This window comes from Kitasatospora sp. NPDC034533, assembly GCF_055575155.1.
In genome coordinates this window covers 86,920-113,421 of record NZ_JBVITE010000015.1, presented here as the reverse complement: position 1 = coordinate 113,421, position 26,502 = coordinate 86,920, and the positions used below count along the sequence as shown (strand labels likewise).

Here is a 26,502-nt window from a genome sequence, read left to right as displayed (position 1 = left end):
TGCAAGGAGCACCGGGGGTTCTGGCGGGGGTGCTCGGCGGGCGGTCCGGGCCGGGGGTTCGTAGGCTCGACGCATGGCGGATGCGTACGCGGGGCGGCGGGAGCGGGTGAGGGAGCACTGCGGTGCGGCCGGGGCCGACGCGGCGCTGATCACCCGCGCGGCGAACGTGCGGTACCTGACCGGCTGCGCGCCCTGCGGGGCGACCCTGCTGCTGACCAGGGAGCGGGCCCTGCTCGCGCTGCCGGACGACCTGCCGCCGGACGACACCGGGGAGCACCTGATCGCCCCGGACGTCGCCCGGATGCCCGTGCCGGCCGGGTCGGACACCGCGCTGGCCGCCGCGGCCGCCGCCGTCCGGTCCGGGGTGTCGGGTCTGGCGGTGGAGGAGCACGACCTGACCGTCACCCGGCACCGGGCGGTGGGGAGCCGGGCCGAGGGGGCCCGGCTGGTGGACCTCGGCCAGATGGTCGAGCGGCTGCGGGTGGTCAAGGACGAGCACGAGATCGCCGACCTGCGGATCGCCGCCGAGATCGCCGACCAGGCCCTCGGCGAGCTGCTGGAGTCGATCCTGGTCGGCCGCACCGAGCGGCACCTGGCGATGGAGCTGGAGCGCCGGATGATCGACCACGGCGCCGACCGGGCGGCCTTCCCGGTCTCGGTCGGCACCGGCAGCCACTCCGGCCAGGCCGCCCACCAGCCGACCGACCGGCGGGTGGAGGAGGGCGACTTCCTGACCGTGGTGATGGGCGCCCAGTACCGCGGCTACGGCGTCTCCACCGCCCGCACCTTCGTGATCGGGGCCGCTCCCGCGCCCTGGCAGGTGGAGCTGCACCGGCTGGTCTTCCGGGCCCAGCGGGCCGGGCGGGAGGCGCTCGGACCAGGGGTGGAGCAGTGCGTACCCGACCGGGCCGCCCGGCAGGTCCTGGAGGCGGCCGGCCACACCGAGGCCTCCCCGCACCCGGTGGGCCACGGCATCGGGCTGGAGATGCGGGAGGCGCCGCGCCTCGGTCCGGCGGACATGGGTAAACTGGACAGCCGCGTGCCGGTCACCGTCGGCCCAGGGGTCCACCTCCCGGGCAAGGGCGGCGTCCGGATCGAGGACACGCTCGTCGTGCGCCCCCTCGAAGAGGGCGGGCCCGAGCTGCTCACCATCACCACCAAGGAGCTCCTCGCCCTGTGACCACGGCCTCCCGACGGCCGCCGGCGGCAGGACGCAAACCCTTGGTTCCTTGACAGCTATACAGGAGTAAGTGCGCCCGTGGCTTCCACGAACGATCTCAAGAACGGCATGGTCCTCAAGCTGGAGGGCGGCAAGCTCTGGTCCGTCGTCGAGTTCCAGCACGTCAAGCCCGGCAAGGGCCCGGCCTTCGTGCGTACCAAGCTCAAGGAGGTCCTGACGGGCAAGGTCGTCGACAAGACCTTCAACGCCGGCACCAAGGTCGAGACCGCCAACGTCGACAAGCGCGGCATGCAGTTCTCGTACAAGGACGGCGAGAACTTCGTGTTCATGGACATGGACACCTACGACCAGATCACGGTCGAGCCGGCCGTCGTGGGCGACGCCGCCAAGTACCTGCTGGAGGGCTTCGAGGCCCTGGTCGCCACCAACGAGGGCTCGGTCCTGTACATCGAGCTCCCGGCCGCCGTCGAGCTGACCATCGCCCACACCGAGCCGGGCGTCCAGGGCGACCGCTCCACCGGTGGCTCCAAGCCGGCCACCCTGGAGACCGGCGCCGAGATCGCCGTCCCGCTGTTCGTCGTCACCGGCGAGAAGGTCAAGGTCGACACCCGCGACGGCAGCTACCTCGGCCGGGTGAAGTAAGTCCGTGTCGGCCGCACGCAGCAAGGCCCGTACCCGGGCCTTCCAGATCCTCTTCGAGGCCGACCACCGCGGGGTCGACCCGCAGCAGGTCCTCGCCGACTGGGTGGCCCGCGCCCGCGAGCCCAAGCCCGACGAGGGCACCCCGCAGGTCGGTGAGTACACCATGGAGCTCATCGAGGGGTACGTCCAGCACGCCCGCCGCATCGACGACCTGATCGAGCAGTACGCCGTGGGCTGGACCCTCGACCGGATGCCGATCGTGGACCGCAACGTCCTGCGGCTCGGCGCGTACGAGCTGATCTGGGAGGACGGCGTCCCGGACGCCGTCGTCCTGGACGAGGCCGTCGAGATCGCCAAGGAGTTCTCCACGGACGACTCCCCGGCCTTCGTCAACGGCATGCTCGCCCGCTTCCTGGAGCTGAAGCCCGGCATCCGCCGGTAAGGGGCACCTCGTGGACGGCCGCCGGACCCGAACAGGGTTCCGGCGGCCGTTTCGCGTTTCACCCGGGCGGCGTAAGGTTGGGGCCTACTTGTCAGTAACTTGACGTCCGGAACCACGCGTGAAGGGCAGGCCCCCACATGACCACGGCGACCCGCAGCGAGTTCGACCAGGGCATCGCCCTGACCCGGCACCCCGAGGAGGCCGGCCGCTACGAGGCCGAACTCGGCGCCGGCTGGCAGATCGGCGGCGGGGTGAACGGAGGCCTGCTGCTCGCCGTCGCCGGACACGCGCTGTCGCTGGAGCACGGCACCCACCCGGACCCGGTGTCGATCAGCGGTTACTACCTGTCCGCCTCCCGGCCCGGCCCGGCCACCGTCCGCACCGAGGTGCTGCGCACCGGCCGCGGGCTGTCCACCGGAACCGCCTCGCTCAGCCAGGACGGCGTCGAGCGGCTGCGCGTGGTGGCCAGCCACGGCGACCTCTCGGCCGCCGAGGGCGAGGTGCGCACCACGGCGCGGCCCCCGCAGCTGCCGCCGCCGAACGAGTGCATCGGCGTCGAACTCGCGCCCAGGGAACTGATCGCCCAGGCCGCCCTGCTGGAGCGGTTCGACCTGCGGCTGGACCCGGCCACCGTCGGCTGGGCGCTCGGGCAGCCCTCCGGCAACGGGCGGATCCAGGGCTGGTTCCGGCTCGCCGACGGCCGGGAGCCCGACCCGCTGCTGCTCCTGCTGGTCGCCGACGCGCTGCCGCCGGTCACCTTCGACCTCGGCATGCCGGGCTGGGCCCCGACCGTCGAGCTGACCGTTCACCTGCGGGCCAAGCCGGCCCCGGGCTGGCTGAGGGTCACCCACGCGACCCGCAACCTGGCCGGCGGCTACTTCGAGGAGGACGCCGAGGTCTGGGACGAGTCCGGGCGCCTGGTCGCCCAGTCCCGCCAGCTGGCCCGGGCGCCCCGGCCGGCCTGAACCGCGGCCCGCGGGCGGCCCGGACGGTTGGCCGGAAAGGACCCCGCATCACCTGTGGTTACATTCCTGTGACACGCCGTACGTGTGCGACGCGCGCGGATGGGGAGGAAGACGGTCAGCGGCACGCCAGCCGCCGACCGTCCCCTGAAGCCAGGAGCCACTCGTGAGCGAGCGCAGCGAGCGAACAGTCGATAGGTGCGTATGGGCGAATGCAGCCTCTGCCGAGTGCGGCGAGGTGGGCGCGTGAGCGAGCGGAGCGAGCGAACCATCAAGAGGTGCGCGTGGGCGAATGCCCCTGCCGAGCGCAGCGAGGTGGGCGCATGAGCGAGCGGAGCGAGCGAACAGTCGATAGGTGCGCGTGGGCGAATGCCCCTGCCGAGCGCAGCGAGGTGGGCGCATGAGTCAAAAAGGTCGAGCCCGCCGTAACTCCGACTGCACCGCCGGCGGCTCCCGGCCCGCGGTACGGGCGCCGCACCAGCCGCAGCGGGCCGAGGGTGCCGAGCAGGCCTTCGTCATCGGGGTGCTGACCAGCGCCGCGGACTTCGCGCGGGCCCGGGCCTGGGGGGTCACCGACGCCCCCGACCACGAGCGCTACCTGGCCGACACCGCCGACCTGCTGGCCGAGGCGCTGGAGCGGTTCGAGACCGTCCGGGCCCGGATGTTCCATCCGCAGGACTTCGAGGAGTTCTGCGTGCTGCACGGCCTGGACCCGGCCGAGCCCGCCGCCCGTGACCGCTACCTGGTCAACCCGGCCCTGCGGACCCAGCTGCTCGCCTATCAGGGCGAGGAACTGGCCGGGGACTTCGTGCCGCGCCTGGTGCGCGCCCGGGAGAACGGCCTGACGCTCTGCCACGCCGACCTGCTGCTCGACGGGGGCCTGTACGGGGGCGCCGGCGCGCCGGACGAGGAGCACATCGCCTGGGTGCGCGCCGCCTACCAGCGCGGCGGCGAGGTGTTCCGGCGGATGCTGCTCGGCGCGGGCGCCGGCGTCTACGAGCTGCGGGTGCGGGTGGACGCGCCCGGCGGGCGGCTGAGCGCCGCGGCGCGGGTGCTCCAGTGGGAGGACGGCGTGGTCCGGATCAACGACGAGGACCTGGAGCTGGTCTGCGCGGTGCTCTGCGCCGGGCTGGCCCTGGAGCTGCCGGGCGTCGCGGTGCTGCACGGCTCCCAGGGCTCGGCCGCCACCTGCGGGGAGTACCTGCCGGCCTCCTGGGCCTGGTCGAGCGGCGGGCAGGAGTGGGCGCCGGCCGACCGGCCGGTGCGACTGGACGGCGTGGCGGCGCAGCCCGGCTACGGCCTGGGCACGGTCTGCTGAGACCGCCGCCGCGGTGAGGCGGTGCCCGGACACCGCGGCGCGGCCCCCCGAACCGGGGAGCCGCGCCGTGACGTTTCTGCTTGTCGGCACGCGGAAAACGCGTGCTGGGTCATGCCTAGGTCCGCTGCCGGACCCGGGTGGCGGGCCTCAGCTCGCGTCCTCCTCGCGCACCGCGCGGCGGGCGTCGGGGTTGAGCACGCCCCAGGAGATCAGCTGCTCGGTGAGGATCGACGGCGACTGGTCGTAGATGACGGCCAGGGTGCGCAGGTCGTCCTGGCGGATCGACAGCACCTTGCCGTTGTAGTCGCCGCGCTGGCTCTGGATGGTCGCGGCGTAGCGCTGGAGCGGGCCGGCCTTCTCGGAGGGGACCTGGGTCAGTCTCTCCAGGTCGAGCACCAGGCGCGGCGGCGGCTCGGCCGCTCCGCCGGGAGTTCCGCCGGGCAGCAGCTCCTGCACCGGGACGCCGTAGAACTCCGCCAGCTCGGCCAGCCGCTGCACGGTGACCGCACGGTCGCCGCGCTCGTACGAGCCGACGACGACTGCCTTCCAGCGCCCCTGGGACTTCTCCTCGACACCGTGCAGGGAGAGACCCTGCTGAGTGCGGATCGCTCGGAGCTTGCCTCCGAGTTGCTTCGCGTAGTCGCTGGACATTGATCTCCCCGGACGAGATTGCTTCGCGTTCAGTGGTGGGTCACGGGCGATTGGCCGACGCCGTTACCGGTGGGTCCGACGTCCGTCTCGTAACTCACTGTGAGGTTACGTAGAGTAAGGTAGATGCGTCAAGCCGAATGGGGCAGTCGTGCGAATGGCCCGCATCGTCGGCGCGTCCGGGGCGTTAACCGCGGGAAGCGGAATGATGGCCGTCTGTTTGCGATCCGGTGCGCTGGTAGGATGACCACAGCCCGCGCCCGGTCGGCGGGGGCGTTCCCGACATCCTTTAAGGCCCGTCCAGTGAGGCGGGGAAGGAGGTCCGCTTCGGCATGACCACACAGCATGAATCGACGCCGCGACCGCCGCACCAGGTGCTGGACGGCACGGACATCGCCCGGGTCGTCACCCGGATAGCGCACGAGATCGTCGAGCGCGCCAAGGGCGCGGAGGACGTCGTGCTGCTTGGCATCCACACCAGGGGCGTCCACCTCGCCCGCCGCCTGCACGGCCGGCTGGCCCAGATCACCGGGCGCGAGATCCCGCTGGGCACCCTGGACATCACCATGTACCGGGACGACCTGCGGCTGAAGCCCGCCCGCGCCCTGGAGCACACCGAGATCCCGCCCGGCGGCATCGACGGCAAGCTCGTCATCCTGGTCGACGACGTGCTCTTCTCCGGACGCACCATCCGCGCCGCGCTCGACGCGCTGAGCGACATCGGCCGCCCGCGCGCCGTCCAGCTCGCCGTCCTGGTCGACCGGGGCCACCGCGAGCTGCCGATCCGGGCCGACTACGTGGGCAAGAACCTCCCCACCTCGCTGCGCGAGGCCGTGCAGGTGCGCCTGTCCGACAGCGACGGCGTGGACGCCGTGCTGGTCGGCGACCGCGACTTCGCCGCCCGCAGCTCGCAGGCCCTGGCCCCCCAGCCTTCCGAACACCTCCCGGAGTAAAACCGCGTGAAGCGCCACCTCGTCTCCGCCGCCGATCTCAGCCGCGACGACGCGCTGCTGATCCTGGACACCGCCGAGGAGCTGGCCCAGCTCTCCGGCCGGGCCGTCAAGAAGCTGCCCACGCTGCGCGGCCGCACCGTCGTCAACCTCTTCTTCGAGGACTCCACCCGGACGAAGACCTCCTTCGAGGTCGCCGAGAAGCGCCTCTCGGCCGACGTCATCAACTTCTCCGCCAAGGGCTCCTCGGTCTCCAAGGGCGAGAGCCTCAAGGACACCGCGCTGACCCTCCAGGCGATGGGCGCCGACGCGGTGGTCATCCGCCACCACGCCTCCGGCGCCCCGGCCCGCCTCGCCCAGTCGGACTGGCTGCACGGCAGTGTGATCAACGCCGGTGACGGCACCCACGAGCACCCCACCCAGGCGCTGCTCGACGCCTTCACCATGCGCCGCCACCTCAACCCGGGGAACGGCAACGACCTGGCCGGGCGCCGGGTGACGATCGTCGGCGACGTCCTGCACAGCCGGGTCGCCCGCTCCAACGTCCACCTGCTGAACACCCTCGGCGCGCAGGTCACCTTCGTCGCCCCGCCGACGCTGCTGCCGATCGGGGCCGAGAACTGGCCCTGCGAGATCAGCTACGACCTCGACAGCGTGCTCCCCAAGACGGACGCGCTGATGATGCTGCGGGTGCAGCGCGAGCGGATGAACGCCGCGTTCTTCCCGACCGAGCGCGAGTACAGTCGCCGGTACGGCATGAACGGCCGGCGGATGGCCCAGCTGCCCGGGCACGCGATCGTGATGCACCCCGGCCCGATGGTCCGCGGCATGGAGATCACCGCCGAGGTCGCCGACTCGCCGCGCTGCACCGCGATCGAGCAGGTCGCCAACGGCGTCTCGATCCGGATGGCCGTGCTCTACCTGCTCCTCGGCGGAGCCACGCTCACCGACGCCCCCCGTACCGACTCCGTGGAGACCGCCCAGTGAACGAGCGCAGCGAGCGAACCGGCGACATGGTCAGCTACCTGATCCGCAACGCCAGCATCCTGGGCGGTGCCCCGCAGGACCTCCTCCTCGCCGACGGCGTGATCAAGGAGATCGGCACCGGCCTGACGGCCTCGGCGGACATCGAGATCGACGCCACCGGGATGGTCGTCCTGCCCGGCCTGGTCGACCTCCACACCCACCTGCGCGAGCCCGGCCGCGAGGACGCCGAGACCGTGCTCACCGGCACCCGGGCCGCCGCGATGGGCGGCTTCACCGCCGTGCACGCGATGGCCAACACCACCCCGGTGGCCGACACCGCCGGCGTGGTCGAGCAGGTCTGGCGGCTCGGCCAGGAGGCCGGCTACTGCGACGTGCAGCCGGTCGGCGCCGTCACCGTCGGCCTGGAGGGCAAGAAGCTCGCCGAACTCGGCGCGATGCACGAGTCCGCCGCCGGCGTCCGGGTCTTCTCCGACGACGGCAAGTGCGTGGACGACGCGGTGCTGATGCGCCGGGCCCTGGAGTACGTCAAGGCCTTCGACGGCGTCGTCGCCCAGCACGCCCAGGAGCCGCGGCTGACCGAGGGCGCCCAGATGAACGAGGGCCAGGTCTCCGGCGAGCTCGGGCTCGGCGGCTGGCCGGCCGTCGCCGAGGAGTCGATCATCGCCCGCGACGTGCTGCTCGCCGCGCACGTCGGCTCCCGGCTGCACGTCTGCCACCTCTCCACGGCCGGCTCGGTCGAGATCGTCCGCTGGGCCAAGTCCAAGGGCTGGGACGTCACCGCCGAGGTGACCCCGCACCACCTGCTGCTCACCGACGAGATGGTCCGCAGCTACGACCCGGTGTACAAGGTCAACCCGCCGCTGCGCACCGCCGCGGACGTCCAGGCGCTGCGCGAGGCGCTGGCCGACGGCACCATCGACGCCGTCGCCACCGACCACGCGCCGCACCCGGCCGAGGACAAGGACTGCGAGTGGGCCGTCGCCGCGATGGGCATGGTCGGGCTGGAGACCGCGCTGTCGGTCGTGCAGCAGACCATGGTGGACACCGGCCTGCTGAACTGGGAGGGCGTCGCGGACCGGATGTCGCACCGCCCGGCCCGGATCGGCCGCCTCACCGGCCACGGCCGTCCGGTCTCGGCAGGTGAGCCCGCCAACCTGGTGCTCTTCGACCCCGCGTACCGTGGGGTCGTGAACCCGGACAGCTTCGCCACCCGCAGCCGCAACACCCCGTACAAGGGCCTGGACCTGCCCGGACGGGTGCACGCCACCTTCCTGCGCGGCCGCGCCACCGTCCTGGCCGGCGACCTGGTCGAGCAGGACGGCACGCGGTGATGGACCACGCCACGCTCGCCCAGGAGCAGGCGAAGGTCACCGACTGGCCCGGCTACATCGGCTGGTCGATCGGGCTGCTGATCGTGATCGGCCTCGTCTACTGGCTGATGCGCCAGGGCTGGAACTGGCGCCGGACCCTCCAGTCCGGCATCCCGCCGCTGCCGGCGGTGCCGGCCCGCGCCGGACGCACCATCCTGGAGACCAGCGGCCGGTACCACGGCACGACCACCGCCGGGAACTGGCTCGACCGGGTCGTCGCGCACGGCCTGGGCACCCGCAGCCGCGCCGACCTCACCCTCGGCGAGGACGGCCTGCTGGTGCAGCGCCCCGGGGACGTCGACTTCTGGATCCCGGCCGCGCACCTGACCGGGGCCCGCACCGACTCCGGGATCGCCGGCAAGGTCGTCCCCTCCGGGCTGCTCGTCGTCAGCTGGACCCTCCCCCAGCCTTCGGCCGGGGGGACCCCCACGGGCACGATCGAACTGGACTCCGGCTTCCGGGCCGACCACCCCGATGAGCACGCCGCCTGGGTCGAGGCGGTCACTCAGCTCGCAACACGTACGAAGACGAAGACGGAAGAGGCCGCGCAATGACCGCACCTGCCCCCACCACGCAGCGCCGACGGCGGGAACGAGTGCCTGCCGTGCTCGTCCTGGAGGACGGCCGGACGTTCCGCGGCCAGGCCTACGGCGCGATCGGCGAGACCTTCGGCGAGGCGGTCTTCAACACCGGCATGTCCGGCTACCAGGAGACCCTCACCGACCCGTCGTACCACCGCCAGGTGGTCGCGATGACCGCCCCGCAGATCGGCAACACCGGCTGGAACGACGAGGACGACGAGTCCCAGCGGATCTGGGTCGCCGGCTACGTGGTGCGCGACCCCGCCCGGGTCGCCTCCAACTGGCGCTCCCGCCGCTCGCTCGACGAGGAGCTGGTCAGGCAGGGCGTCGTCGGCATCAGCGGCATCGACACCCGCGCGCTGACCCGCCACCTGCGCGAGCGCGGCGCGATGCGCTGCGGCATCTTCTCCGGCGAGGCGCTGGCCGACCAGGCCGCCCTGCTGGCCCGCGTCCGGCAGGCGCCCGAGATGAAGGGCGCCGACCTGGCCACCGAGGTCGCCACCACCGAGGCGTACGTGGTGCCCGCGATCGGCGAGAAGAAGTTCACCGTCGCGGCGCTGGACCTCGGCATCAAGGCGATGACCCCGCAGCGGATGGCCGAGCGCGGCATCGAGGTGCACGTGCTGCCGGCGAACGCCACCCTGGACGACATCTACGCGGTCCGGCCGGACGGCGTCTTCTTCTCCAACGGCCCGGGCGACCCGGCCACCGCGGACGACCAGGTCGCCGTGCTGAAGGGCGTGCTGGAGCGCCGGACCCCGTTCTTCGGGATCTGCTTCGGCAACCAGATCCTCGGCCGCGCGCTGGGCTTCGGCACCTACAAGCTCAAGTACGGCCACCGCGGCATCAACCAGCCGGTGCAGGACCGCACCACCGGCAAGGTCGAGGTGACCGCCCACAACCACGGCTTCGCCGTGGACGCCCCGCTGGACAAGGTGAGCGACACCCCCTTCGGGCGGGTCCAGGTGTCCCACGTCTGCCTCAACGACGACGTCGTCGAGGGCCTCCAGGCGCTCGACGTCCCCGCCTTCAGCGTGCAGTACCACCCCGAAGCGGCCGCCGGTCCCCACGACGCCGCGTACCTGTTCGACCGCTTCGTGAAGCTCATGGAGGCCCAGCGTGCCTAAGCGCACTGACATCAAGTCCGTCCTGGTGATCGGCTCCGGCCCGATCGTGATCGGCCAGGCCGCCGAGTTCGACTACTCGGGTACGCAGGCCTGCCGGGTCCTCAAGGCCGAGGGCCTGCGGGTCATCCTGGTGAACTCCAACCCGGCCACGATCATGACCGACCCGGAGATCGCCGACGCCACCTACGTCGAGCCGATCACCCCGGAGTTCGTCGAGAAGATCATCGCCAAGGAGCGCCCCGACGCGCTGCTGCCGACCCTGGGCGGCCAGACCGCGCTCAACACCGCGATCTCGCTGCACGCGGCGGGCACGCTGGAGAAGTACGGCGTCGAGCTGATCGGCGCCGACGTCGAGGCGATCAACAAGGGCGAGGACCGCGACCTCTTCAAGGGCGTCGTCGAGGCCGTCAACGCCAAGATCGGCCACGGCGAGTCCGCCCGCTCGGTCATCTGCCACACCATGGACGAGGTGCTGGCCGGCGTCGACACGCTCGGCGGCTACCCGGTCGTCGTCCGCCCGTCCTTCACCATGGGCGGCGCCGGCTCCGGCTTCGCCCACAACGAGGAGGACCTGCGCCGCATCGCCGGCCAGGGCCTGACCCTCTCGCCGACCACCGAGGTGCTCCTGGAGGAGTCCATCCTCGGCTGGAAGGAGTACGAGCTGGAGCTGATGCGCGACAAGAACGACAACGTCGTGGTCGTCTGCTCCATCGAGAACTTCGACCCGATGGGCGTGCACACCGGTGACTCGATCACCGTCGCCCCGGCGATGACCCTCACCGACCGCGAGTACCAGATCCTGCGCGACATCGGCATCGCCGTCATCCGCGAGGTCGGCGTCGACACCGGCGGCTGCAACATCCAGTTCGCCGTCAACCCCGAGGACGGCCGGGTCATCGTCATCGAGATGAACCCGCGCGTCTCCCGCTCCTCGGCGCTGGCCTCCAAGGCCACCGGCTTCCCGATCGCCAAGATCGCCGCCAAGCTGGCCGTCGGCTACACGCTGGACGAGATCCCCAACGACATCACCGAGGAGACCCCGGCCTCCTTCGAGCCGACCCTCGACTACGTCGTGGTCAAGGTGCCGCGGTTCGCGTTCGAGAAGTTCCCGAGCGCCGACGCGACGCTGACCACCACCATGAAGTCGGTCGGCGAGGCGATGGCCCTGGGCCGCAACTTCCCCGAGGCGCTCCAGAAGGCGCTGCGCTCGCTGGAGAAGAAGGGCTCCCAGTTCACCTGGGCCGGTGCGGTGGGCGACAAGGCGGCGCTGCTGGCCAAGGCGGCCGTGCCGACCGACGGCCGGATCAACACCGTGATGGAGGCCATCCGGGCCGGCGCCACCCCCGAGGAGGTGTTCGAGGCCACCAAGATCGACCCGTGGTTCGTCGACCAGCTCTTCCTCCTCGACGAGATCGCCGCCGAGCTGGCCGAGGCCGACGAGCTCACCCCCGAGCTGCTGCGCCACGCCAAGCGGCACGGCTTCTCCGACCAGCAGATCGGCGAGATCCGCGGCCTGAAGCCGGACGTCGTCCGCGAGGTGCGCCACGCGCTCGGCATCCGCCCGGTGTTCAAGACCGTCGACACCTGCGCCGCGGAGTTCGCCGCCAAGACCCCGTACTTCTACTCGTCCTACGACGAGGAGAGCGAGGTCGCCCCGCGCACCAAGCCCGCCGTGATCATCCTGGGCTCCGGCCCGAACCGCATCGGCCAGGGCATCGAGTTCGACTACTCCTGCGTGCACGCCTCCTTCGCGCTCGCCGACGCCGGGTACGAGACCGTCATGGTCAACTGCAACCCGGAGACCGTCTCCACCGACTACGACACCTCCGACCGGCTCTACTTCGAGCCGCTCACCCTGGAGGACGTGCTGGAGATCGTCCACGCCGAGCAGCAGGCCGGCCCGCTCGCCGGTGTGATCGTCCAGCTCGGCGGCCAGACCCCGCTGGGCCTGGCCCAGGGGCTCAAGGACAACGGCGTGCCGATCGTCGGCACCCAGCCCGAGGCGATCGACCTCGCCGAGGAGCGCGGCGCCTTCGGCCGCGTCCTGAGCGACGCCGGCCTGCCCGCGCCCAAGCACGGCACCGCCTTCTCCTTCGAGGAGGCCAAGGCGATCGCCGACGAGATCGGCTACCCGGTGCTCGCCCGCCCGTCCTACGTGCTCGGCGGCCGCGGCATGGAGATCGTCTACGACGAGGCCTCGCTCGCCTCCTACCTGGAGCGCCACGCCGGCCTGATCTCCGAGCACCCGGTGCTCATCGACCGCTTCCTGGACGACGCGGTGGAGATCGACGTCGACGCGCTCTACGACGGCACCGAGCTCTACCTCGGCGGCGTCATGGAGCACATCGAGGAGGCCGGCATCCACTCCGGCGACTCCGCCTGCGCGCTGCCCCCGATCACCCTCGGCGGCTACGACATCAAGCGCCTGCGCACCTCCACCGAGGCCATCGCGCGCGGTGTCGGCGTCCGCGGTCTGATCAACATCCAGTTCGCCATGGCCGGGGACATCCTGTACGTCCTGGAGGCCAACCCGCGCGCCTCCCGGACCGTCCCGTTCACCTCCAAGGCGACCGCGGTGCCGCTGGCCAAGGCCGCCGCCCGGATCTCGCTCGGCGCCACCATCGCCGAACTGCGCGCCGAGGGCCTGCTCCCGGCCGAGGGCGACGGCGGCACGCTGCCCGCCGACGCGCCGATCGCGGTCAAGGAGGCCGTGATGCCGTGGAGCCGCTTCCGCGACATCCACGGCCGCGGGGTGGACACCGTCCTCGGCCCGGAGATGCGCTCGACCGGCGAGGTCATGGGCATCGACAAGGTCTTCGGCACGGCCTACGCCAAGTCCCAGACCGGTGCCTACGGCGCGCTGCCGACCAAGGGCAAGGTCTTCATCTCGGTGGCCAACCGGGACAAGCGCAACCTGGTCTTCCCGGCCCGGGCGCTGGCCGGCCTCGGCTTCGAGCTGCTCGCCACCGCCGGCACCGCCGAGGTGCTCCAGCGCGGCGGCATCCCCGCCACCGTGGTGCGCAAGCACAGCGAGGGCGAGGGCCCGACCGGCGAGCGGACCATCGTCCAGCTGATCCACGACGGCGAGGTCGACCTCATCATCAACACGCCGTACGGCACCGGCGGGCGCCTCGACGGCTACGAGATCCGCACCGCGGCCGTGGCCCGTGCGGTGCCCTGCCTGACCACCGTCCAGGCGATGGGCGCGGCGGTGCAGGGCATCGACCGGCTGCTGCGCGACGAGGTTGGGGTGATGTCGCTCCAGGAGCACGCCGAGCTGATCAACGCCGGCCGCCGGTAGCACCACCGCAGTGGGGGGCACCGGAGCCTTCGGGTGCCCCCCACTTCCATGCCCAAGTCCGGTCCGCGATCCGGGAGTTGACCACCCTTGTACAAGCTTCTGTTCGACCTCGTGTTCAAGAGGATGGACCCGGAGAAGGCCCACCACCTCGCCTTCTTCTGGATCCGCCTCGCCTCCTCGGTGCCCGGGCTGCGCACGCTGGTGCGGCTGGTGCTCGCCCCGCGGGACCGGGCCCTGCGCACCAACGCGCTCGGCCTCGACCTGCCCGGACCGTTCGGCCTGGCGGCCGGCTTCGACAAGAACGGCGTCGGCATCGACGGCCTGGCCATGCTCGGCTTCGACTACGTCGAGATCGGCACCATCACCGGCGAGCCCCAGCCCGGCAACCCGGCGCCCCGGCTGTTCCGCCTGGTCGAGGACCGTGCGCTGATCAACCGGATGGGCTTCAACAACCAGGGCTCGGCCCGGGTCGCCGCCCGGCTGGCCGCCCGCCCGCACACCAGCTCCACCCCGGTGACCGGCGTCAACATCGGCAAGACCAAGGTGGTCGAGGAGGCCGACGCCGTCGCCGACTACGTCAAGTCCACCGAGCGGCTGGCCAAGTACGCGGACTACCTGGTGGTCAACGTCAGCTCGCCGAACACCCCCGGGCTGCGCAACCTCCAGGCCGTGGACCACCTGCGGCCGCTGCTCGCCGCCGTCCGCGAGGCGGCCGACCGCACCACCGCGCACCACGTGCCGCTGCTGGTCAAGATCGCCCCCGACCTGGCCGACGAGGACGTCGACGCCGTCGCCGACCTCGCCCTCGAACTGGGCCTGGACGGCATCATCGCCACCAACACCACGATCGGCCGCGAGGGCCTGCGCGCGGACGCCGCCCGGGTCGAGGAGATCGGCATGGGCGGCCTGTCCGGCGCCCCGCTCAAGGCCCGCGCCCTGGAGGTCCTCCAGCGGCTGCGCGCCCGCACCGGGGGCCGGCTCACCCTGGTCTCGGTCGGCGGCATCGAGACCGCCGAGGACGCCTGGCAGCGGATCGTCCACGGCGCCGACCTGGTCCAGGGCTACAGCGCCTTCATCTACGAGGGCCCGTTCTGGTGCCGCCGGATCCACAAGGGCCTGTCCGCCAAGGTCCGCGAGGGCGGCTTCCGCGACCTGGCCGCGGCCGTCGGCAGCGCCGTGCGCAGCTCGTGAACACCCCCATCGGTTCTGGAAAGGACGACATGACCCTCGCCCCGTTCGGCGCCCGGCTGCGCCAGGCCCTCGACACCCGCGGGCAGCTCTGCGTCGGCATCGACCCGCACGCCTCCCTGCTCGCCGCCTGGGGGCTCGGTGACGACCTCGCCGGGCTGGAGACCTTCAGCCGCACCGTGGTCGAGGCGCTGGCCGACCGGGTGGCCGTGCTCAAGCCGCAGGCCGCCTTCTTCGAGCGCTTCGGCAGCAAGGGCGTCGCGGTGCTGGAGAAGAGCGTCGAGGAGGCCAGGGCGGCCGGCGCGCTGGTCCTGATGGACGCCAAGCGCGGCGACATCGGCTCCACCATGGCCGCCTACGCCGAGGCCTTCCTGTCGCCCGGCAGCCCGCTGTTCTCGGACGCCGTGACGGTCAGCCCGTACCTGGGCTTCGGCTCGCTGCGCCCGGCCCTGGACCTGGCCCGCGAGCAGGGCTGCGGCGTCTTCGCGCTGGCGCTCACCTCCAACCCGGAGGGCGCCGAGGTGCAGCGCGCGGTGGGCGCGGACGGCGAGCCGGTCGCGGCCTCGGTGCTGCGGCAGCTGGCGGCCGAGAACGCGGACGCCGCGCCGCTCGGCTCCTTCGGCGCGGTGGTCGGCGCGACGCTGGCCGACGCGGGCGTGGACCTGGCCATCAACGGCCCGCTGCTGGCCCCCGGGATCGGCGCCCAGGGCGCGACCATGGCGGACCTGCCGCGGGTGTTCGGCGCCTCGGTGCGCAACGTGGTGCCGAGCGTCAGCCGGGACGTGCTCAGGCACGGACCTTCGGTGACGGCGCTGCGGGAGGCTGCGGACCGCTTCGTCGGGGAGTTCGCGGCGGCCGTGTAGGGCCCCGCCGCCGGTCGGCCCGGAGCGCGGAACGCCCGGCCCGGCGGGCCCTGGTAGCGGAACCCCTCCTTCAGGTAGCCGGGCGGTGACCCTGCGGAGTGTCCGCAGGACCGCGCGGTGGCCGGGGCGCTGACGTGAGCGCCGTCACATCGGCCCCGCCAAAGGCTCGCAATCGCGGTCATTTTGCCCTGGAAAGTCCTGGTCGGCCTTGGCTGACCAGGACTTTTCGTGTTCTTTTCCTGACGTGGCGCCGCAATCCGGGTAGTGTCCGGCGATAGGTCATCGGCGAGCCGCGATTTCCGTGGCTCCCGCAGGTCAAGGGCCTTGTGGTTCCTCCCTGCGGACGGTGTCCTCGGTACCGAACCAGTCCTAGCTCAATCCATCCATCCACACCCTGAGGTGAACGGCGTGGCTCTTCCGCCCCTTACCCCTGAACAGCGCACCGCCGCGCTCGCCAAGGCCGCCGAGGCTCGCCGGGAGCGCGCCGAGGTGAAGAACCGGCTCAAGCACTCCGGCGCCTCCCTGCACGAGGTGATCAAGGCCGGCAAGGCCGACAACGACGTCATCGGCAAGATGAAGGTCTCGGCACTGCTGGAGTCGCTTCCGGGCGTCGGCAAGGTCCGCGCCAAGCAGATCATGGAGCGCCTCGGCATCAGTGAGAGCCGCCGGGTCCGCGGCCTCGGTACGAACCAGATCGCTTCCCTGGAGCGGGAGTTCGGCGGTGGCGCCGCCTGACCGTGCCCCCGTGGTCCCAGGATCGTCCGCGATCCGGGATAATCGGTGCATGAGTGAGCGTCCGCGGCTGACCGTGCTCTCCGGCCCTTCGGGGGTCGGCAAGAGCACGGTCGTCGCTCATATGAGGAAGATGTACCCCGAGGTCTGGCTCTCGGTGTCGGCGACGACCCGCCACCCGAGGCCCGGCGAGAAGAACGGGGTCCAGTACCACTTCGTCGACAACGACGAGTTCGACAAGCTGGTCGCCAACGGCGAGCTGCTGGAGTGGGCCGAGTTCGCCGGGAACCGCTACGGGACCCCGCGCGCGGCCGTGCTGGAGAAGCTGGAGCGCGGCGAACCCGTGCTGCTGGAGATCGACCTCCAGGGCGCCCGGCAGGTGCGCGAGTCGATGCCCGAGGCGCAGCTGGTCTTCCTGGCCCCGCCGAGCTGGGACGAGCTGGTCCGCCGGCTGACCGGCCGGGGCACCGAGTCGCAGGATGTGATCGAGAGGCGACTGGAGGCGGCCAAGGTCGAGCTCGCGGCCGAGCCCGAGTTCGACACGACCCTTGTCAACACCTCCGTCGAGCAGGTAGCGGCCGAACTGCTAGCCTTGCTCGGTGTAGCCTGACCTGTCTGTCTTTTCCACCCTTTCGGAAGGTTTTAGCGTGTCCTCTTCCATGACCGCGCCCGAGGGCATCATCAACCCGCCGATCGACGAGCTGCTCGAGGCCACCGACTCCAAGTACAGCCTCGTGATCTACGCCGCCAAGCGCGCGCGCCAGATCAACGCGTACTACTCCCAGCTCGGCGAGGGCCTGCTGGAGTACGTCGGCCCGCTGGTCGACACCCACGTGCACGAGAAGCCGCTGTCGATCGCGCTGCGCGAGATCAACGCGGGCATGCTGACCGCCGAGGCGGTCGAGGCTGCCTGAGGCGGTCGCTGAATTTCCGGAAGGGCCCGGCGGAATCGTTTCCGCCGGGCCCTTCGGTGTTCCCGCCCACCGGTGGGGCTCCGGTGCGGGGGCGGTCGCGGGGGCCGTAGGGTGGGCGCGTTTCCAGATCGGGAGAAAGGTCGGTACGTGACTGTGGACGCCCCCCGCGTGGTCCTCGGCGTGAGCGGCGGGATCGCCGCGTACAAGGCGTGCGAGCTGCTGCGCCGCTTCACCGAGTCCGGCCACCAGGTCACCGTGGTGCCGACCGCCGCCGCGCTGCACTTCGTCGGCGAGGCGACCTGGGCCGCGCTGTCCGGGCGTCCGGCGGCCACCGAGACCTGGGAGCGCGTGCACGAGGTGCCGCACGTGCGGATCGGGCAGCAGGCCGACCTGGTGGTGGTCGCCCCGGCCACCGCGGACCTGATCGCCAGGGCCGCCCACGGCCTGGCCGACGACCTGCTGACCAACACCCTGCTCACCGCCCGCTGCCCGGTCGTCCTGGCGCCCGCCATGCACACCGAGATGTGGGAGCACCCGGCCACCCGGGACAACGTGGCCACGCTGCGCCGCCGGGGCGTGATCGTGCTGGAGCCGGCCGTCGGCCGGCTCACCGGCAAGGACACCGGCAAGGGCCGGCTGCCCGAGCCGTCCGCGATCTTCGAGGCCTGCCGGGCGGTGCTGCGCCGCGGCGGTCCGGCGCCCACCGACCTCGCGGGCCGGCACGTGGTGGTCTCGGCCGGCGGCACCCGGGAGCCGCTGGACCCGGTGCGCTACCTGGGCAACCGCTCCTCCGGGAAGCAGGGCTACGCGCTCGCCGTGACGGCCGCGGCGCGCGGGGCGAGGGTGACATTGCTCTCGGCCAACGCCGAGCTGCCGGACCCGGCCGGGGTGGACGTGGTGCACGTCTCGACCGCCCTGGAGCTGCGCGATGCGGCCCTGGAGGCCGTCCGGGACGCGGACGCCGTGGTGATGGCCGCGGCGGTGGCGGACTTCCGGCCCGCCGAGTACGCGACCGGCAAGATCAAGAAGGTCGAGGGCGTCGAGCAGCCCCCCGTGGCCCTGGTCCGCAATCCCGACATCCTGGCGGAGCTGTCGGCCCACCGGGCCCGTTCGGGTCAACTCGTGGTGGGTTTCGCGGCGGAGACCGACGACGTGCTCGCCAACGGCCGGGCCAAGCTCGCCCGCAAGGGCTGTGACCTGCTGGTCGTCAACGAGGTCGGCAACGGCAAGGCCTTCGGTACGGACGTCAACGAGGCCGTGGTGCTGGGCGCGGACGGCAGCGAGACGGCCGTGCCGGTGGGGCCGAAGGAGGCACTCGCCGACGTTGTCTGGGACCTGGTCGCGAAGCGGCTGGAAACAGGCGGCAACTGATCGAAATCGCTCGCGGAACGGTCGAGAATTCCGGAAGCGGGTGACGTTCGACGGAACCAGACCGTTACACTCCAGGAATCAAGTCTTTCCGGAGTGCCCGGGTTCCCCCGGGCAACTTCAGTCAGCAGCCGCTGCAACCCCAGGGAGCGCTGTGTCTCGCCGCCTGTTCACCTCGGAGTCCGTCACCGAGGGACACCCCGACAAGATCGCTGACCAGATCAGCGACACCATCCTTGACGCTCTCCTGAGGGAGGACCCGACGTCCCGGGTCGCCGTGGAGACGCTCATCACCACCGGCCAGGTGCACGTGGCCGGCGAGGTGACCACCAAGGCGTACGCGCCGATCGCCCAGCTCGTCCGGGACAAGATCCTGGAGATCGGCTACGACAGCTCCAAGAAGGGCTTCGACGGCGCCTCCTGCGGTGTCTCGGTGTCCATCGGTGCCCAGTCGCCCGACATCGCGCAGGGCGTCGACACCGCGTACGAGGCCCGCGTCGAGGGCGACGAGGACGACCTGGACAAGCAGGGCGCCGGTGACCAGGGCCTGATGTTCGGCTACGCGTCCGACGAGACGCCCGAGCTGATGCCGCTGCCGATCACCCTGGCGCACCGCCTCTCCCGCCGCCTCACCGAGGTGCGCAAGAACGGGACCATCCCCTACCTGCGCCCCGACGGCAAGACCCAGGTCACCATCGAGTACGACGGCGACAAGGCCGTCCGCCTCGACACCGTCGTCGTCTCCACCCAGCACGCCAGCGACATCGACCTGGAGTCGCTGCTCACCCCGGACATCCGCGAGTTCGTGGTCGAGCCGGAGCTGAAGGCGCTGGCCGAGCAGGGCATCAAGCTCACCACCGAGGGCTACCGCCTGCTGGTCAACCCGACCGGCCGCTTCGAGATCGGCGGCCCGATGGGCGACGCCGGCCTGACCGGCCGCAAGATCATCATCGACACCTACGGCGGCATGGCCCGCCACGGCGGCGGCGCCTTCTCCGGCAAGGACCCGTCCAAGGTGGACCGCTCGGCCGCGTACGCGATGCGCTGGGTGGCGAAGAACATCGTCGCCGCCGGCCTCGCCCGCCGCGCCGAGGTGCAGGTCGCGTACGCGATCGGCAAGGCCGAGCCGGTCGGCCTGTTCGTGGAGACCTTCGGTACCGAGACCGTCCCGGTCCTCGCCATCCAGAAGGCCGTCTCCGAGGTCTTCGACCTGCGCCCGGCCGCGATCATCCGCGACCTGGAGCTGCTGCGCCCGATCTACTCCCAGACCGCCGCGTACGGCCACTTCGGCCGTGAGCTGCCGGACTTCACCTGGGAGCGCACCGACCGGGTCGAGCAGCTGAAGGCCGCCGTCCAGGACTGACGTCCGTGGCGCACCCCGGTGCACGAGGTCCCTGTGGTGCCTGAGGTGCCCGGGGTGTGCTGAAGCGTCCGAGGTGCCGAGGCATCCGAAGCGTCCGAAGCGGCGCCCGCCCCCCGTTCGGGGGCGGGCGCCGCTTTCGTGCATTGTCGGTGTGACCTGGTAGTACTTGATGGCGATGAGCAGCACAGGGGAGAACGGGGCCGCCGAGCCGGAGCAACTGGCGTTCATCCGGGAGACGGTCAAACGGGCCAAGCCGCGCACCTGGCACGGGGCCAAGCGGGCCGAGCACCTGCCGGTGGCCCGGGTCGTGGTGGACAAGGGCGTGCTCACCATCGACAAGTTCTTCGACTACGAGGTGCCGGCCGCGATGGCCGAGGAGGCCCGGCCCGGTGTCCGGGTCCGGGTGCGGTTCGGGGCGCGGGTGGTGAAGGGCCAGCGCGAGGGGGGGGAACTGCACGACGGGTTCATCGTCGCCCGGCTGGAGAAGAGCGACTTCCCCGGCCCGCTCGCCCCGCTGGCCCAGGTGCTCTCGCCCGAGCCGGTGCTCACCCCCCAGCTGCTGCGGCTGTGCCGCACCGTCGCCGACCGGTACGCCGGGACGCTGGCCGACGTGCTCCAGCTGGCCGTCCCGCCCCGGCACGCCAAGGCCGAGGCCGAGCCCTCGCCGCCGCCGCTGGCGCGTCCGGCGGCTCCGGCCCCCGGCGGCTGGCAGCGCTACCCGGCCGGGCCCGACTTCCTCACCGCGCTGGCCTCGGGCGGCTCTCCGCGCGCCGTCTGGGCCGCGCTGCCCGGGCCCGGCTGGCCGTACGAGATCGCGCGGGCGGTGGCGGCCACGCTGGCGAGCGGGCGCGGGGCGCTGGTCGTCGTCCCTGAGGGGCGCTCGGTGGCCCGGGTGGACCAGGCGCTGACCGAACTGCTCGGCCCCGGGATGCACGTGGCGCTGGAGGCCGACCTCGGCCCGCGCGAGCGCTACCGGCGCTGGCTCGCGGTGAGCCGGGGCTCGGTGCACGCCGTGGTCGGGACCAGGGCCACCATGTTCGCGCCCGTACGGGACCTCGGCCTGGTCGTCGTCTGGTCGGACGGCGACGGCAGCCACAGCGACCCGCGCGCCCCCCACCCGCACGTGCGCGAGGTGGCGCTGCTGCGCGCCGCCGAGGAGGGCGCGGCGGTGCTGCTCGGGGGGCACGCGGTGACGGTGGAGGGAGCCCAGCTGGTCAGCACCGGCTGGGCGCGCCCGCTGGTCGCGGACCGGGAGACGGTGCGGCGGACGTCGCCCAGGGTGCGCACCGTCACCGACCAGGACCAGCACCGGGACGCCGCCGCCCAGGCCGCCCGGCTGCCCTCGGTGGCCTGGGAGGCGGCCCGGCAGGCGCTGGCGGCCGGGCACCCGGTGCTCATCCAGGTGCCCCGGCGCGGCTACGTGCCCCGGCTGGCCTGCGGGCGCTGCCGGACCCCGGCGCGCTGCCGGCGCTGCGAGGGGCCGCTGGAGGCGCCCTCGGCGGACGCCTCGCTGCGCTGCGGCTGGTGCGGGGAGGCGGAGAACGACTGGCACTGCCCCGAGTGCGGGTCCTTCCGGCTGCGGGCCCAGGTGGTCGGCGCCCGGCGGACGGCGGAGGAACTGGGCAAGGCGTTCCCGCGCCTCCCGGTGCGGACCTCGGGCCGGGACGCGGTGCTGACCACCGTGCCGGACGAGCCCTCGCTGGTGATCTCCACCCCCGGCGCGGAGCCGGTGGTCGAGGGAGGCGGCGGGTACGGGGCCGCCCTGCTGCTGGACGGCTGGGCGCTGCTGAGCCGGCCCGACCTGCGGGCGGGGGAGGAGGCGCTGCGGCTCTGGCTGGCGGCGGCGGCCCTGGTGCGGCCCTCGACGGAGGGCGGGACGGTGGTCGTGGTGGCCGAGCCCTCGGCCCGTCCGGTGCAGGCGCTGGTGCGGTGGGACCCGCTGGGGCACGCCGGGCTGGAGCGGGACGAACGGGCGCAGCTGCACTTCCCGCCGGTGTCCCGGATGGCCTCGGTGAGCGGGAGCCCGTCGGCGGTGGCGGACCTGCTCAACCTGATCCGGCTGCCGGAGGGGGCGGACGTGCTCGGGCCGGTGCCGGTGCCGGCGCTGCGGGGGGAGGAGCAGGAGCGCGCGCTGCTGCGGGTCGCCCCCGGGCAGGGGGCCGCGCTGGCGGCGGCGCTCAAGGCGGCGCAGATCGCGCGGATCGCGCTGCGGACGGCGGAGCCGGTGCGGGTGCGGGTGGATCCGACGGACATCGGCTGAGGGGCGCCGGCCCGGCCGGGCTCGGCGGGGGTGCGCTTCGGCGGTCAGGACGGCCCCTGCGGGGGTTCGGGGCGGTGCTCAGGCACGTTCCGGGGCCTCGCCCGGTGGTTCCGGGGCCTTGCCCGGTGGGGCGGGGTGAGTGGGCCACCCCGCCCCGGAGGGCCGGCCGCGGGCGGCTCGGTCAGCCGCGCAGCGGGATGCCGGGTCGGTCCGGCTGGGGGCGGTCGACGGGGGCGCCGCGGTCGGTCGGGGTGCGGTCGATCGCGGGGCGGTCCATCGGGCCGCGGTCGATCGGGGTGCGGTCGAGGCCGCCGCGGTCGATTCCGGGGCGGTCCATCGGGCCGCGGTCGAGGCTGCTGCGGTCCAGGCCGCCCTGGCGGGCCGCCGGGACGGTCGCGGCCAGGCCGGTCCGCTCGGCGCCGGTGGGCAGTTCCTCGGTGCGGTCCGGGCGGCTCTGGCTGGGGACGGCACCGCTCGCGGCGAGGAGCTCGCTGGTCGGGCGGCGCATGCCGTAGCGCCGGTGCACGGCCTGCTTGGTGACCCCGAGGGCGGAGCCCACCGAGTCCCAGGAGAAGCCCAGCGCCCGGTCGAACTCGACCGCCGCCGCCACCAGCGTCTCCACGCTCTCCCGCAGCTCCTGCGCGAGGCGCACGGTCGGCGCCGGCGCCCGCCCGTACACCACGAAGCCGGCCGAGGTGCTCGGTCGGCGCGGACGGTAGACGTTGCCCAGCTGGGCGGTGAGCGTCCGCAGCGCGTCGACCTGCCGCCTCACCCGCTCGATGTCCCGCACCAGCAGGTGCAGGCTCGCCCGCGCCCGGGCGTCGTGGTTGATCTGCTCGGCCATGGCCTACGTGCCACCTTCCGTACGGTTCAGCTCGGCCGGACGCGGTGTTCCGTGCGCCCGGCCCCGGTCAATCTCTCTTGACCAACGCCGAATCGGGCCCGGGGTAACGCGGCTCGGCACAGTCGGGATGCGCGGACCGCCGATCCGGGCCCCGCGCGGGCACCGGCGGGGGCGTGCGGGAGGTCTGCGGAGCCGGCCTCCGGGCGGGGTGGCGCGGGCGGCCGGGCGGGCCGTCCCGGACGGGTTGCATAGACTGGCCGGTGAACCAGCAGCCGACCGCAGCCCGCGCCCCTACGGACAGGAGTCCGCACCCCGTGGCGATCCAGCCGATCCGTCTCTTCGGAGACCCCGTCCTGCGGTCCACCGCCCAGCCGGTGACCGCCTTCGACAAGGAACTGCGCAAGCTGGTCGGGGACCTCACCGACACCATGCTGGACGCACCCGGCGCAGGTCTCGCCGCGCCCCAACTCGGCGTCTCCCTGCGGGTGTTCACGTACCACGTGGACGGGGTCACCGGGCACCTGATCAACCCGGACCTGTCGCTGAGCGAGGAGGAGCAGGAGGGCCCCGAGGGCTGCCTCTCGCTGCCCGGCCTGCGCTACGACACCAGGCGCGCGTACGGCGTGGTGGCCAGGGGCTTCAACATGTACGGCGACCCGGTGACCGTGGAGGGCACCCAGCTGCTCGCCCGGTGCATCCAGCACGAGACCGACCACCTGGACGGCATCATCTTCATCGACCGGCTCGACCGCGAGCAGCGCAAGGCCGCGCTGAAGGCGATCCGGGAGGCGGACTGGGGCGACGGGCCGGCGCCGGTGGTCAAGGTCTCGCCGCACAGCACCTTCGGCTCCGCCCGCTGAGCCCGTCGCAGCCGTCGCGGCCCCCTCCGAACTTCCTCTTGCAGAAAGGCACTTGATGCGTCTCGTCTTCGCCGGCACCCCCGAGGTCGCCGTTCCCGCCCTGGACGCCCTGCTCGCCTCCGACCGGCACGAGGTCGTCGCCGTGGTCACCCGCCCCGACGCTCCGGCCGGGCGCGGGCGCAAGCTGGTCGCCAGCCCCGTCGCCCAGCGCGCCGAGGAGGCCGGGATCGAGGTCCTCAAGCCGGCGAAGCCCAGCGACCCCGACTTCGTCGCCCGGCTCACCGAACTCGCCCCCGACTGCTGCCCGGTGGTCGCCTACGGCGCGCTGCTGCGCCCCGGCACCCTGGAGATCCCCAAGCACGGCTGGGTCAACCTGCACTTCTCGCTGCTGCCGGCCTGGCGCGGCGCGGCGCCGGTCCAGCACGCGGTGCTGGCCGGCGACGAGGTCACCGGCGCGTCCACCTTCCTGATCGAGCAGGGGCTGGACTCCGGCCCGGTGTTCGGCGTGGTCACCGAGGAGATCCGGCCGGGCGACACCAGCGGTGAGCTGCTCACCCGGCTGTCCGTCTCCGGCGCCCGGCTGCTGGCCGCCACCATGGACGGCATCGCGGACGGCTCCCTGCACGCCGTGCCGCAGCCGGCCGAGGGCATCACGCTCGCGCCGAAGATCACCGTCGAGGACGCGCGGATCGACTGGAACCACCCCGCGCTGCGGATCGACCGGGTGGTGCGCGGCTGCGCGCCGGCCCCCGGGGCCTGGACGGAGTTCCGGGGCGAGCGGCTGAAGGTCACCGGCCCGGTCACGCTGCTGCCGGGCTCCGCCGAGCTGGCGCCGGGCGAGGTCGCGATGGCCGGCAAGAACAGCGTCCGGGTCGGCACCGGCAGCCACGACATCGAGCTCGGGGAGGTGCGTCCGCAGGGGAAGAAGGAGATGCGGGCCGCCGACTGGGCCCGGGGCGCGCGGCTGGAGGCGGGGGAGCGCTTCGGGACCGGCGGCTGACACTCCGGTTCGGCGTTACTGTTCGATGGAGACCCATCGTTTCGAGGGAGATCGTTCGCCGCCGTATTCGTTTTCGCCGTATTCGCGTTCGCCGTATGTTGTTCGAGTTCATCGATAGCCACCGCAGCACCTTGAGGCACCTGTGACCACCCCCAGCGCCAAGCGCGCCCCCCGCCCGCACCGCCGCCCGAAGAAGGACCCGGCCCGGATCGTCGCCTTCCGCGCCCTGCGGGCCGTCGACGAGCGCGACGCCTACGCCAACCTGATCCTGCCCTCGCTGCTTCGGGAGGCCGAGCAGAAGGGCATGGACCGGCGCGACGCCGCCCTCGCCACCGAGCTGGTCTACGGCACCCTGCGCCTTCAGGGCACCTACGACGCGATCATCGCCGCCTGCATCGACCGGCCGCTCGGCAAGGTCGACCCGCCGGTGCTGGACGTGCTCTCGCTCGGCGCCCACCAGCTGCTCACCACCCGCATCCCCACCCACGCGGCCGTCTCGGCGACCGTCGAGCTGGCCCGGGCGGTGCTCGGCGACGGCAAGGCGAAGTTCGTCAACGCCGTGCTGCGCCGGATCAGCGCCCACGATCTGGACGCCTGGATCGAGCAGGTCGCCCCGCCGTACGACAAGGACGCCGAGGACCACCTGGCGGTCGTGCACTCCCACCCGCGCTGGGTGGTCTCCGCGCTCTGGGACTCGCTCGGCCGCTGGCAGCCGGACGCCTCCGGGCGCACCGCGATGGAGGAGCTGCTGCGGGCCGACAACGAGCGGCCGGAGGTCACCCTGGTCGCCCGCCCCGGCCGGGCCACCGTCGGCGAGCTGGCCGACGCGCTGCCCGAGGCCGAGCCGGGCCGATGGTCCCCGTTCGCGCTGCGGCTCGCCGAGGGCGGCGACCCGGGCTCGGTGGCCGCCGTGAGGGAGAACCGGGCGGGCGTGCAGGACGAGGGCAGCCAGCTGGTCGCCCTGGCGCTGGCCTCGGCGCCGCTGGACGGCCCCGACCGGCTCTGGCTGGACGGCTGCGCCGGCCCCGGCGGCAAGGCCGCGCTGCTCGGCGCGCTGGCCGCCGAGCGCGGCGCGGCCCTGGTCGCGAGCGAGAAGCAGCCGCACCGGGCCCGGCTGGTCGCCCGGGCGCTGGACGGCAACCCCGGCCCGTACACCGTGATCGCGGCCGACGGGACGCGCCCGGCCTGGCGGTCCGGCGGCTTCGACCGGGTGCTGGTCGACGTGCCGTGCTCCGGCCTCGGCGCGCTGCGCCGCCGCCCGGAGGCGCGCTGGCGGCGCCGGCCGGCCGACGTCGCGGCCTTCGGCCCGCTCCAGCGGGACCTGCTGCGCTCGGCGATCGAGGCCACCCGGGTCGGCGGCGTGGTCGGCTACGCGACCTGTTCCCCGCACCTCGCGGAGACCCGGGCCGTCGTGGACGACGTGCTGCGCGGCGAGGGCGGACGGGTCGAGTGGATCGACGCCCGCCCGCTGCTGCCCGGCGTCCCGGCGCTCGGCGACGGGCCGGACGTCCAGCTGTGGCCGCACCTGCACGGGACGGACGCGATGTACCTGGCGCTGCTGCGGCGGACCGCCTGAGGTCGTGGTGACGGCGCCTCCCCGGC

The 26,502-nt window shown here is 73.0% G+C and carries 24 protein-coding genes; 22 read left to right on the top strand and 2 right to left on the bottom strand.

What is annotated here, in order from left to right; all coding sequences use genetic code 11:
- Positions 1 to 73: 73 nt before the first annotated feature.
- The 5 genes from ACZ55U_RS14010 (at position 74) to ACZ55U_RS13990 (ending at position 4,544) form a co-directional block, all read left to right on the top strand.
- On the top strand, positions 74 to 1,180 hold the full coding sequence (locus ACZ55U_RS14010; protein ID WP_465525921.1) for a M24 family metallopeptidase: 1,107 nt from the start codon (positions 74 to 76) through the stop codon (positions 1,178 to 1,180).
- 78 nt (positions 1,181 to 1,258) lie between these two features.
- The gene (gene efp / locus ACZ55U_RS14005) at positions 1,259 to 1,822 is read left to right on the top strand and encodes an elongation factor P (RefSeq protein WP_465525919.1); all 564 of its coding nucleotides are present in this window, start codon (positions 1,259 to 1,261) and stop codon (positions 1,820 to 1,822) included.
- 4 nt (positions 1,823 to 1,826) lie between these two features.
- Positions 1,827 to 2,264, top strand: coding sequence for a transcription antitermination factor NusB (gene nusB / locus ACZ55U_RS14000; RefSeq protein WP_316520206.1), 438 nt, complete (start codon positions 1,827 to 1,829; stop codon positions 2,262 to 2,264).
- Between the two features lie 137 nt (positions 2,265 to 2,401).
- The gene (locus ACZ55U_RS13995; protein ID WP_465525917.1) at positions 2,402 to 3,229 is read left to right on the top strand and encodes a thioesterase family protein; all 828 of its coding nucleotides are present in this window, start codon (positions 2,402 to 2,404) and stop codon (positions 3,227 to 3,229) included.
- Between the two features lie 397 nt (positions 3,230 to 3,626).
- Positions 3,627 to 4,544, top strand: coding sequence for a hypothetical protein (locus ACZ55U_RS13990; protein ID WP_465525915.1), 918 nt, complete (start codon positions 3,627 to 3,629; stop codon positions 4,542 to 4,544).
- Between the two features lie 147 nt (positions 4,545 to 4,691).
- Here ACZ55U_RS13990 and bldD read toward each other — a convergent pair whose 3' ends face one another.
- Positions 4,692 to 5,195, bottom strand: a complete 504-nt coding sequence (gene bldD / locus ACZ55U_RS13985; RefSeq protein WP_030056198.1) for a transcriptional regulator BldD — start codon at positions 5,193 to 5,195, stop codon at positions 4,692 to 4,694.
- A 329-nt stretch (positions 5,196 to 5,524) separates the two neighbouring features.
- On the opposite strand from bldD, the gene pyrR reads away from it, so the two are divergent.
- The 14 genes from pyrR to ACZ55U_RS13915 all read left to right on the top strand — a co-directional run bounded on the left by pyrR (position 5,525) and on the right by ACZ55U_RS13915 (position 22,196).
- Positions 5,525 to 6,145, top strand: coding sequence for a bifunctional pyr operon transcriptional regulator/uracil phosphoribosyltransferase PyrR (pyrR, locus tag ACZ55U_RS13980; protein ID WP_465525913.1), 621 nt, complete (start codon positions 5,525 to 5,527; stop codon positions 6,143 to 6,145).
- Between the two features lie 6 nt (positions 6,146 to 6,151).
- Positions 6,152 to 7,129 (top strand): aspartate carbamoyltransferase catalytic subunit, encoded by a 978-nt coding sequence (locus ACZ55U_RS13975; RefSeq protein WP_465525911.1) that lies wholly within the window; start codon positions 6,152 to 6,154, stop codon positions 7,127 to 7,129.
- Between the two features lie 26 nt (positions 7,130 to 7,155).
- Positions 7,156 to 8,460, top strand: a complete 1,305-nt coding sequence (locus ACZ55U_RS13970) for a dihydroorotase (RefSeq protein WP_465526014.1) — start codon at positions 7,156 to 7,158, stop codon at positions 8,458 to 8,460.
- Positions 8,460 to 9,053: a PH-like domain-containing protein gene (locus ACZ55U_RS13965; RefSeq protein WP_465525909.1), complete on the top strand. Its 594-nt coding sequence runs from the start codon at positions 8,460 to 8,462 to the stop codon at positions 9,051 to 9,053. Before ACZ55U_RS13970 ends, ACZ55U_RS13965 begins: the two co-directional genes overlap by 1 nt.
- Entirely contained in the window at positions 9,050 to 10,207 is a 1,158-nt protein-coding gene (carA, locus tag ACZ55U_RS13960; RefSeq protein WP_465525907.1) for a glutamine-hydrolyzing carbamoyl-phosphate synthase small subunit, read from the top strand. The genes ACZ55U_RS13965 and carA overlap by 4 nt, the downstream gene beginning before the upstream one ends.
- Positions 10,200 to 13,508, top strand: a complete 3,309-nt coding sequence (carB, locus tag ACZ55U_RS13955; RefSeq protein ID WP_465525905.1) for a carbamoyl-phosphate synthase large subunit — start codon at positions 10,200 to 10,202, stop codon at positions 13,506 to 13,508. Before carA ends, carB begins: the two co-directional genes overlap by 8 nt.
- An 87-nt stretch (positions 13,509 to 13,595) precedes the next feature.
- Positions 13,596 to 14,699 carry a quinone-dependent dihydroorotate dehydrogenase gene (locus ACZ55U_RS13950; protein WP_465525903.1) on the top strand — a complete coding sequence of 368 codons (1,104 nt, stop codon included), beginning with the start codon at positions 13,596 to 13,598 and terminating at the stop codon, positions 14,697 to 14,699.
- A gap of 29 nt (positions 14,700 to 14,728) precedes the next feature.
- The gene (gene pyrF / locus ACZ55U_RS13945) at positions 14,729 to 15,559 is read left to right on the top strand and encodes an orotidine-5'-phosphate decarboxylase (protein ID WP_465525901.1); all 831 of its coding nucleotides are present in this window, start codon (positions 14,729 to 14,731) and stop codon (positions 15,557 to 15,559) included.
- 408 nt (positions 15,560 to 15,967) lie between these two features.
- Positions 15,968 to 16,294 (top strand): integration host factor, actinobacterial type, encoded by a 327-nt coding sequence (mihF, locus tag ACZ55U_RS13940; RefSeq protein WP_030056187.1) that lies wholly within the window; start codon positions 15,968 to 15,970, stop codon positions 16,292 to 16,294.
- A 49-nt stretch (positions 16,295 to 16,343) separates the two neighbouring features.
- Entirely contained in the window at positions 16,344 to 16,901 is a 558-nt protein-coding gene (gene gmk, locus ACZ55U_RS13935; protein WP_465525899.1) for a guanylate kinase, read from the top strand.
- 37 nt (positions 16,902 to 16,938) lie between these two features.
- Positions 16,939 to 17,205, top strand: coding sequence for a DNA-directed RNA polymerase subunit omega (rpoZ, locus tag ACZ55U_RS13930; protein WP_030056185.1), 267 nt, complete (start codon positions 16,939 to 16,941; stop codon positions 17,203 to 17,205).
- 153 nt (positions 17,206 to 17,358) lie between these two features.
- A complete protein-coding gene (coaBC, locus tag ACZ55U_RS13925; RefSeq protein WP_465526012.1) occupies positions 17,359 to 18,576 on the top strand; it encodes a bifunctional phosphopantothenoylcysteine decarboxylase/phosphopantothenate--cysteine ligase CoaBC in 1,218 nt (405 codons plus the stop codon).
- Positions 18,577 to 18,727: 151 nt separating this feature from the next.
- Positions 18,728 to 19,936 carry a methionine adenosyltransferase gene (metK, locus tag ACZ55U_RS13920; protein WP_465525897.1) on the top strand — a complete coding sequence of 403 codons (1,209 nt, stop codon included), beginning with the start codon at positions 18,728 to 18,730 and terminating at the stop codon, positions 19,934 to 19,936.
- 175 nt (positions 19,937 to 20,111) lie between these two features.
- Positions 20,112 to 22,196 (top strand): primosomal protein N', encoded by a 2,085-nt coding sequence (locus ACZ55U_RS13915; protein ID WP_465525895.1) that lies wholly within the window; start codon positions 20,112 to 20,114, stop codon positions 22,194 to 22,196.
- Between the two features lie 181 nt (positions 22,197 to 22,377).
- On the opposite strand, the gene ACZ55U_RS13910 is transcribed toward ACZ55U_RS13915, so the two are convergent.
- Positions 22,378 to 23,040, bottom strand: coding sequence for a hypothetical protein (locus tag ACZ55U_RS13910; RefSeq protein ID WP_465525893.1), 663 nt, complete (start codon positions 23,038 to 23,040; stop codon positions 22,378 to 22,380).
- A gap of 314 nt (positions 23,041 to 23,354) precedes the next feature.
- Here ACZ55U_RS13910 and def point away from each other — a divergent pair, with 314 nt between their 5' ends.
- The 3 genes from def (at position 23,355) to ACZ55U_RS13895 (ending at position 26,476) form a co-directional block, all read left to right on the top strand.
- On the top strand, positions 23,355 to 23,900 hold the full coding sequence (def, locus tag ACZ55U_RS13905; RefSeq protein WP_465525891.1) for a peptide deformylase: 546 nt from the start codon (positions 23,355 to 23,357) through the stop codon (positions 23,898 to 23,900).
- 55 nt (positions 23,901 to 23,955) lie between these two features.
- Positions 23,956 to 24,900, top strand: coding sequence for a methionyl-tRNA formyltransferase (gene fmt / locus ACZ55U_RS13900; RefSeq protein ID WP_465525889.1), 945 nt, complete (start codon positions 23,956 to 23,958; stop codon positions 24,898 to 24,900).
- Between the two features lie 142 nt (positions 24,901 to 25,042).
- Positions 25,043 to 26,476 (top strand): RsmB/NOP family class I SAM-dependent RNA methyltransferase, encoded by a 1,434-nt coding sequence (locus ACZ55U_RS13895; protein WP_465525887.1) that lies wholly within the window; start codon positions 25,043 to 25,045, stop codon positions 26,474 to 26,476.
- Positions 26,477 to 26,502: the final 26 nt, after the last annotated feature.

Coding starts and splice junctions, on each gene's coding strand:
- ACZ55U_RS14010 (WP_465525921.1), top strand. CDS start 74: ATGGCGGATGCGTACGCGGGGCGGCGGGAGCGGGTGAGGGAGCACTGC.
- ACZ55U_RS13995 (WP_465525917.1), top strand. CDS start 2,402: ATGACCACGGCGACCCGCAGCGAGTTCGACCAGGGCATCGCCCTGACC.
- ACZ55U_RS13990 (WP_465525915.1), top strand. CDS start 3,627: ATGAGTCAAAAAGGTCGAGCCCGCCGTAACTCCGACTGCACCGCCGGC.
- bldD (WP_030056198.1), bottom strand. CDS start 5,195: ATGTCCAGCGACTACGCGAAGCAACTCGGAGGCAAGCTCCGAGCGATC.
- pyrR (WP_465525913.1), top strand. CDS start 5,525: ATGACCACACAGCATGAATCGACGCCGCGACCGCCGCACCAGGTGCTG.
- ACZ55U_RS13970 (WP_465526014.1), top strand. CDS start 7,156: ATGGTCAGCTACCTGATCCGCAACGCCAGCATCCTGGGCGGTGCCCCG.
- ACZ55U_RS13965 (WP_465525909.1), top strand. CDS start 8,460: ATGGACCACGCCACGCTCGCCCAGGAGCAGGCGAAGGTCACCGACTGG.
- carA (WP_465525907.1), top strand. CDS start 9,050: ATGACCGCACCTGCCCCCACCACGCAGCGCCGACGGCGGGAACGAGTG.
- pyrF (WP_465525901.1), top strand. CDS start 14,729: ATGACCCTCGCCCCGTTCGGCGCCCGGCTGCGCCAGGCCCTCGACACC.
- gmk (WP_465525899.1), top strand. CDS start 16,344: ATGAGTGAGCGTCCGCGGCTGACCGTGCTCTCCGGCCCTTCGGGGGTC.
- ACZ55U_RS13915 (WP_465525895.1), top strand. CDS start 20,112: ATGAGCAGCACAGGGGAGAACGGGGCCGCCGAGCCGGAGCAACTGGCG.
- ACZ55U_RS13910 (WP_465525893.1), bottom strand. CDS start 23,040: ATGGCCGAGCAGATCAACCACGACGCCCGGGCGCGGGCGAGCCTGCAC.
- fmt (WP_465525889.1), top strand. CDS start 23,956: ATGCGTCTCGTCTTCGCCGGCACCCCCGAGGTCGCCGTTCCCGCCCTG.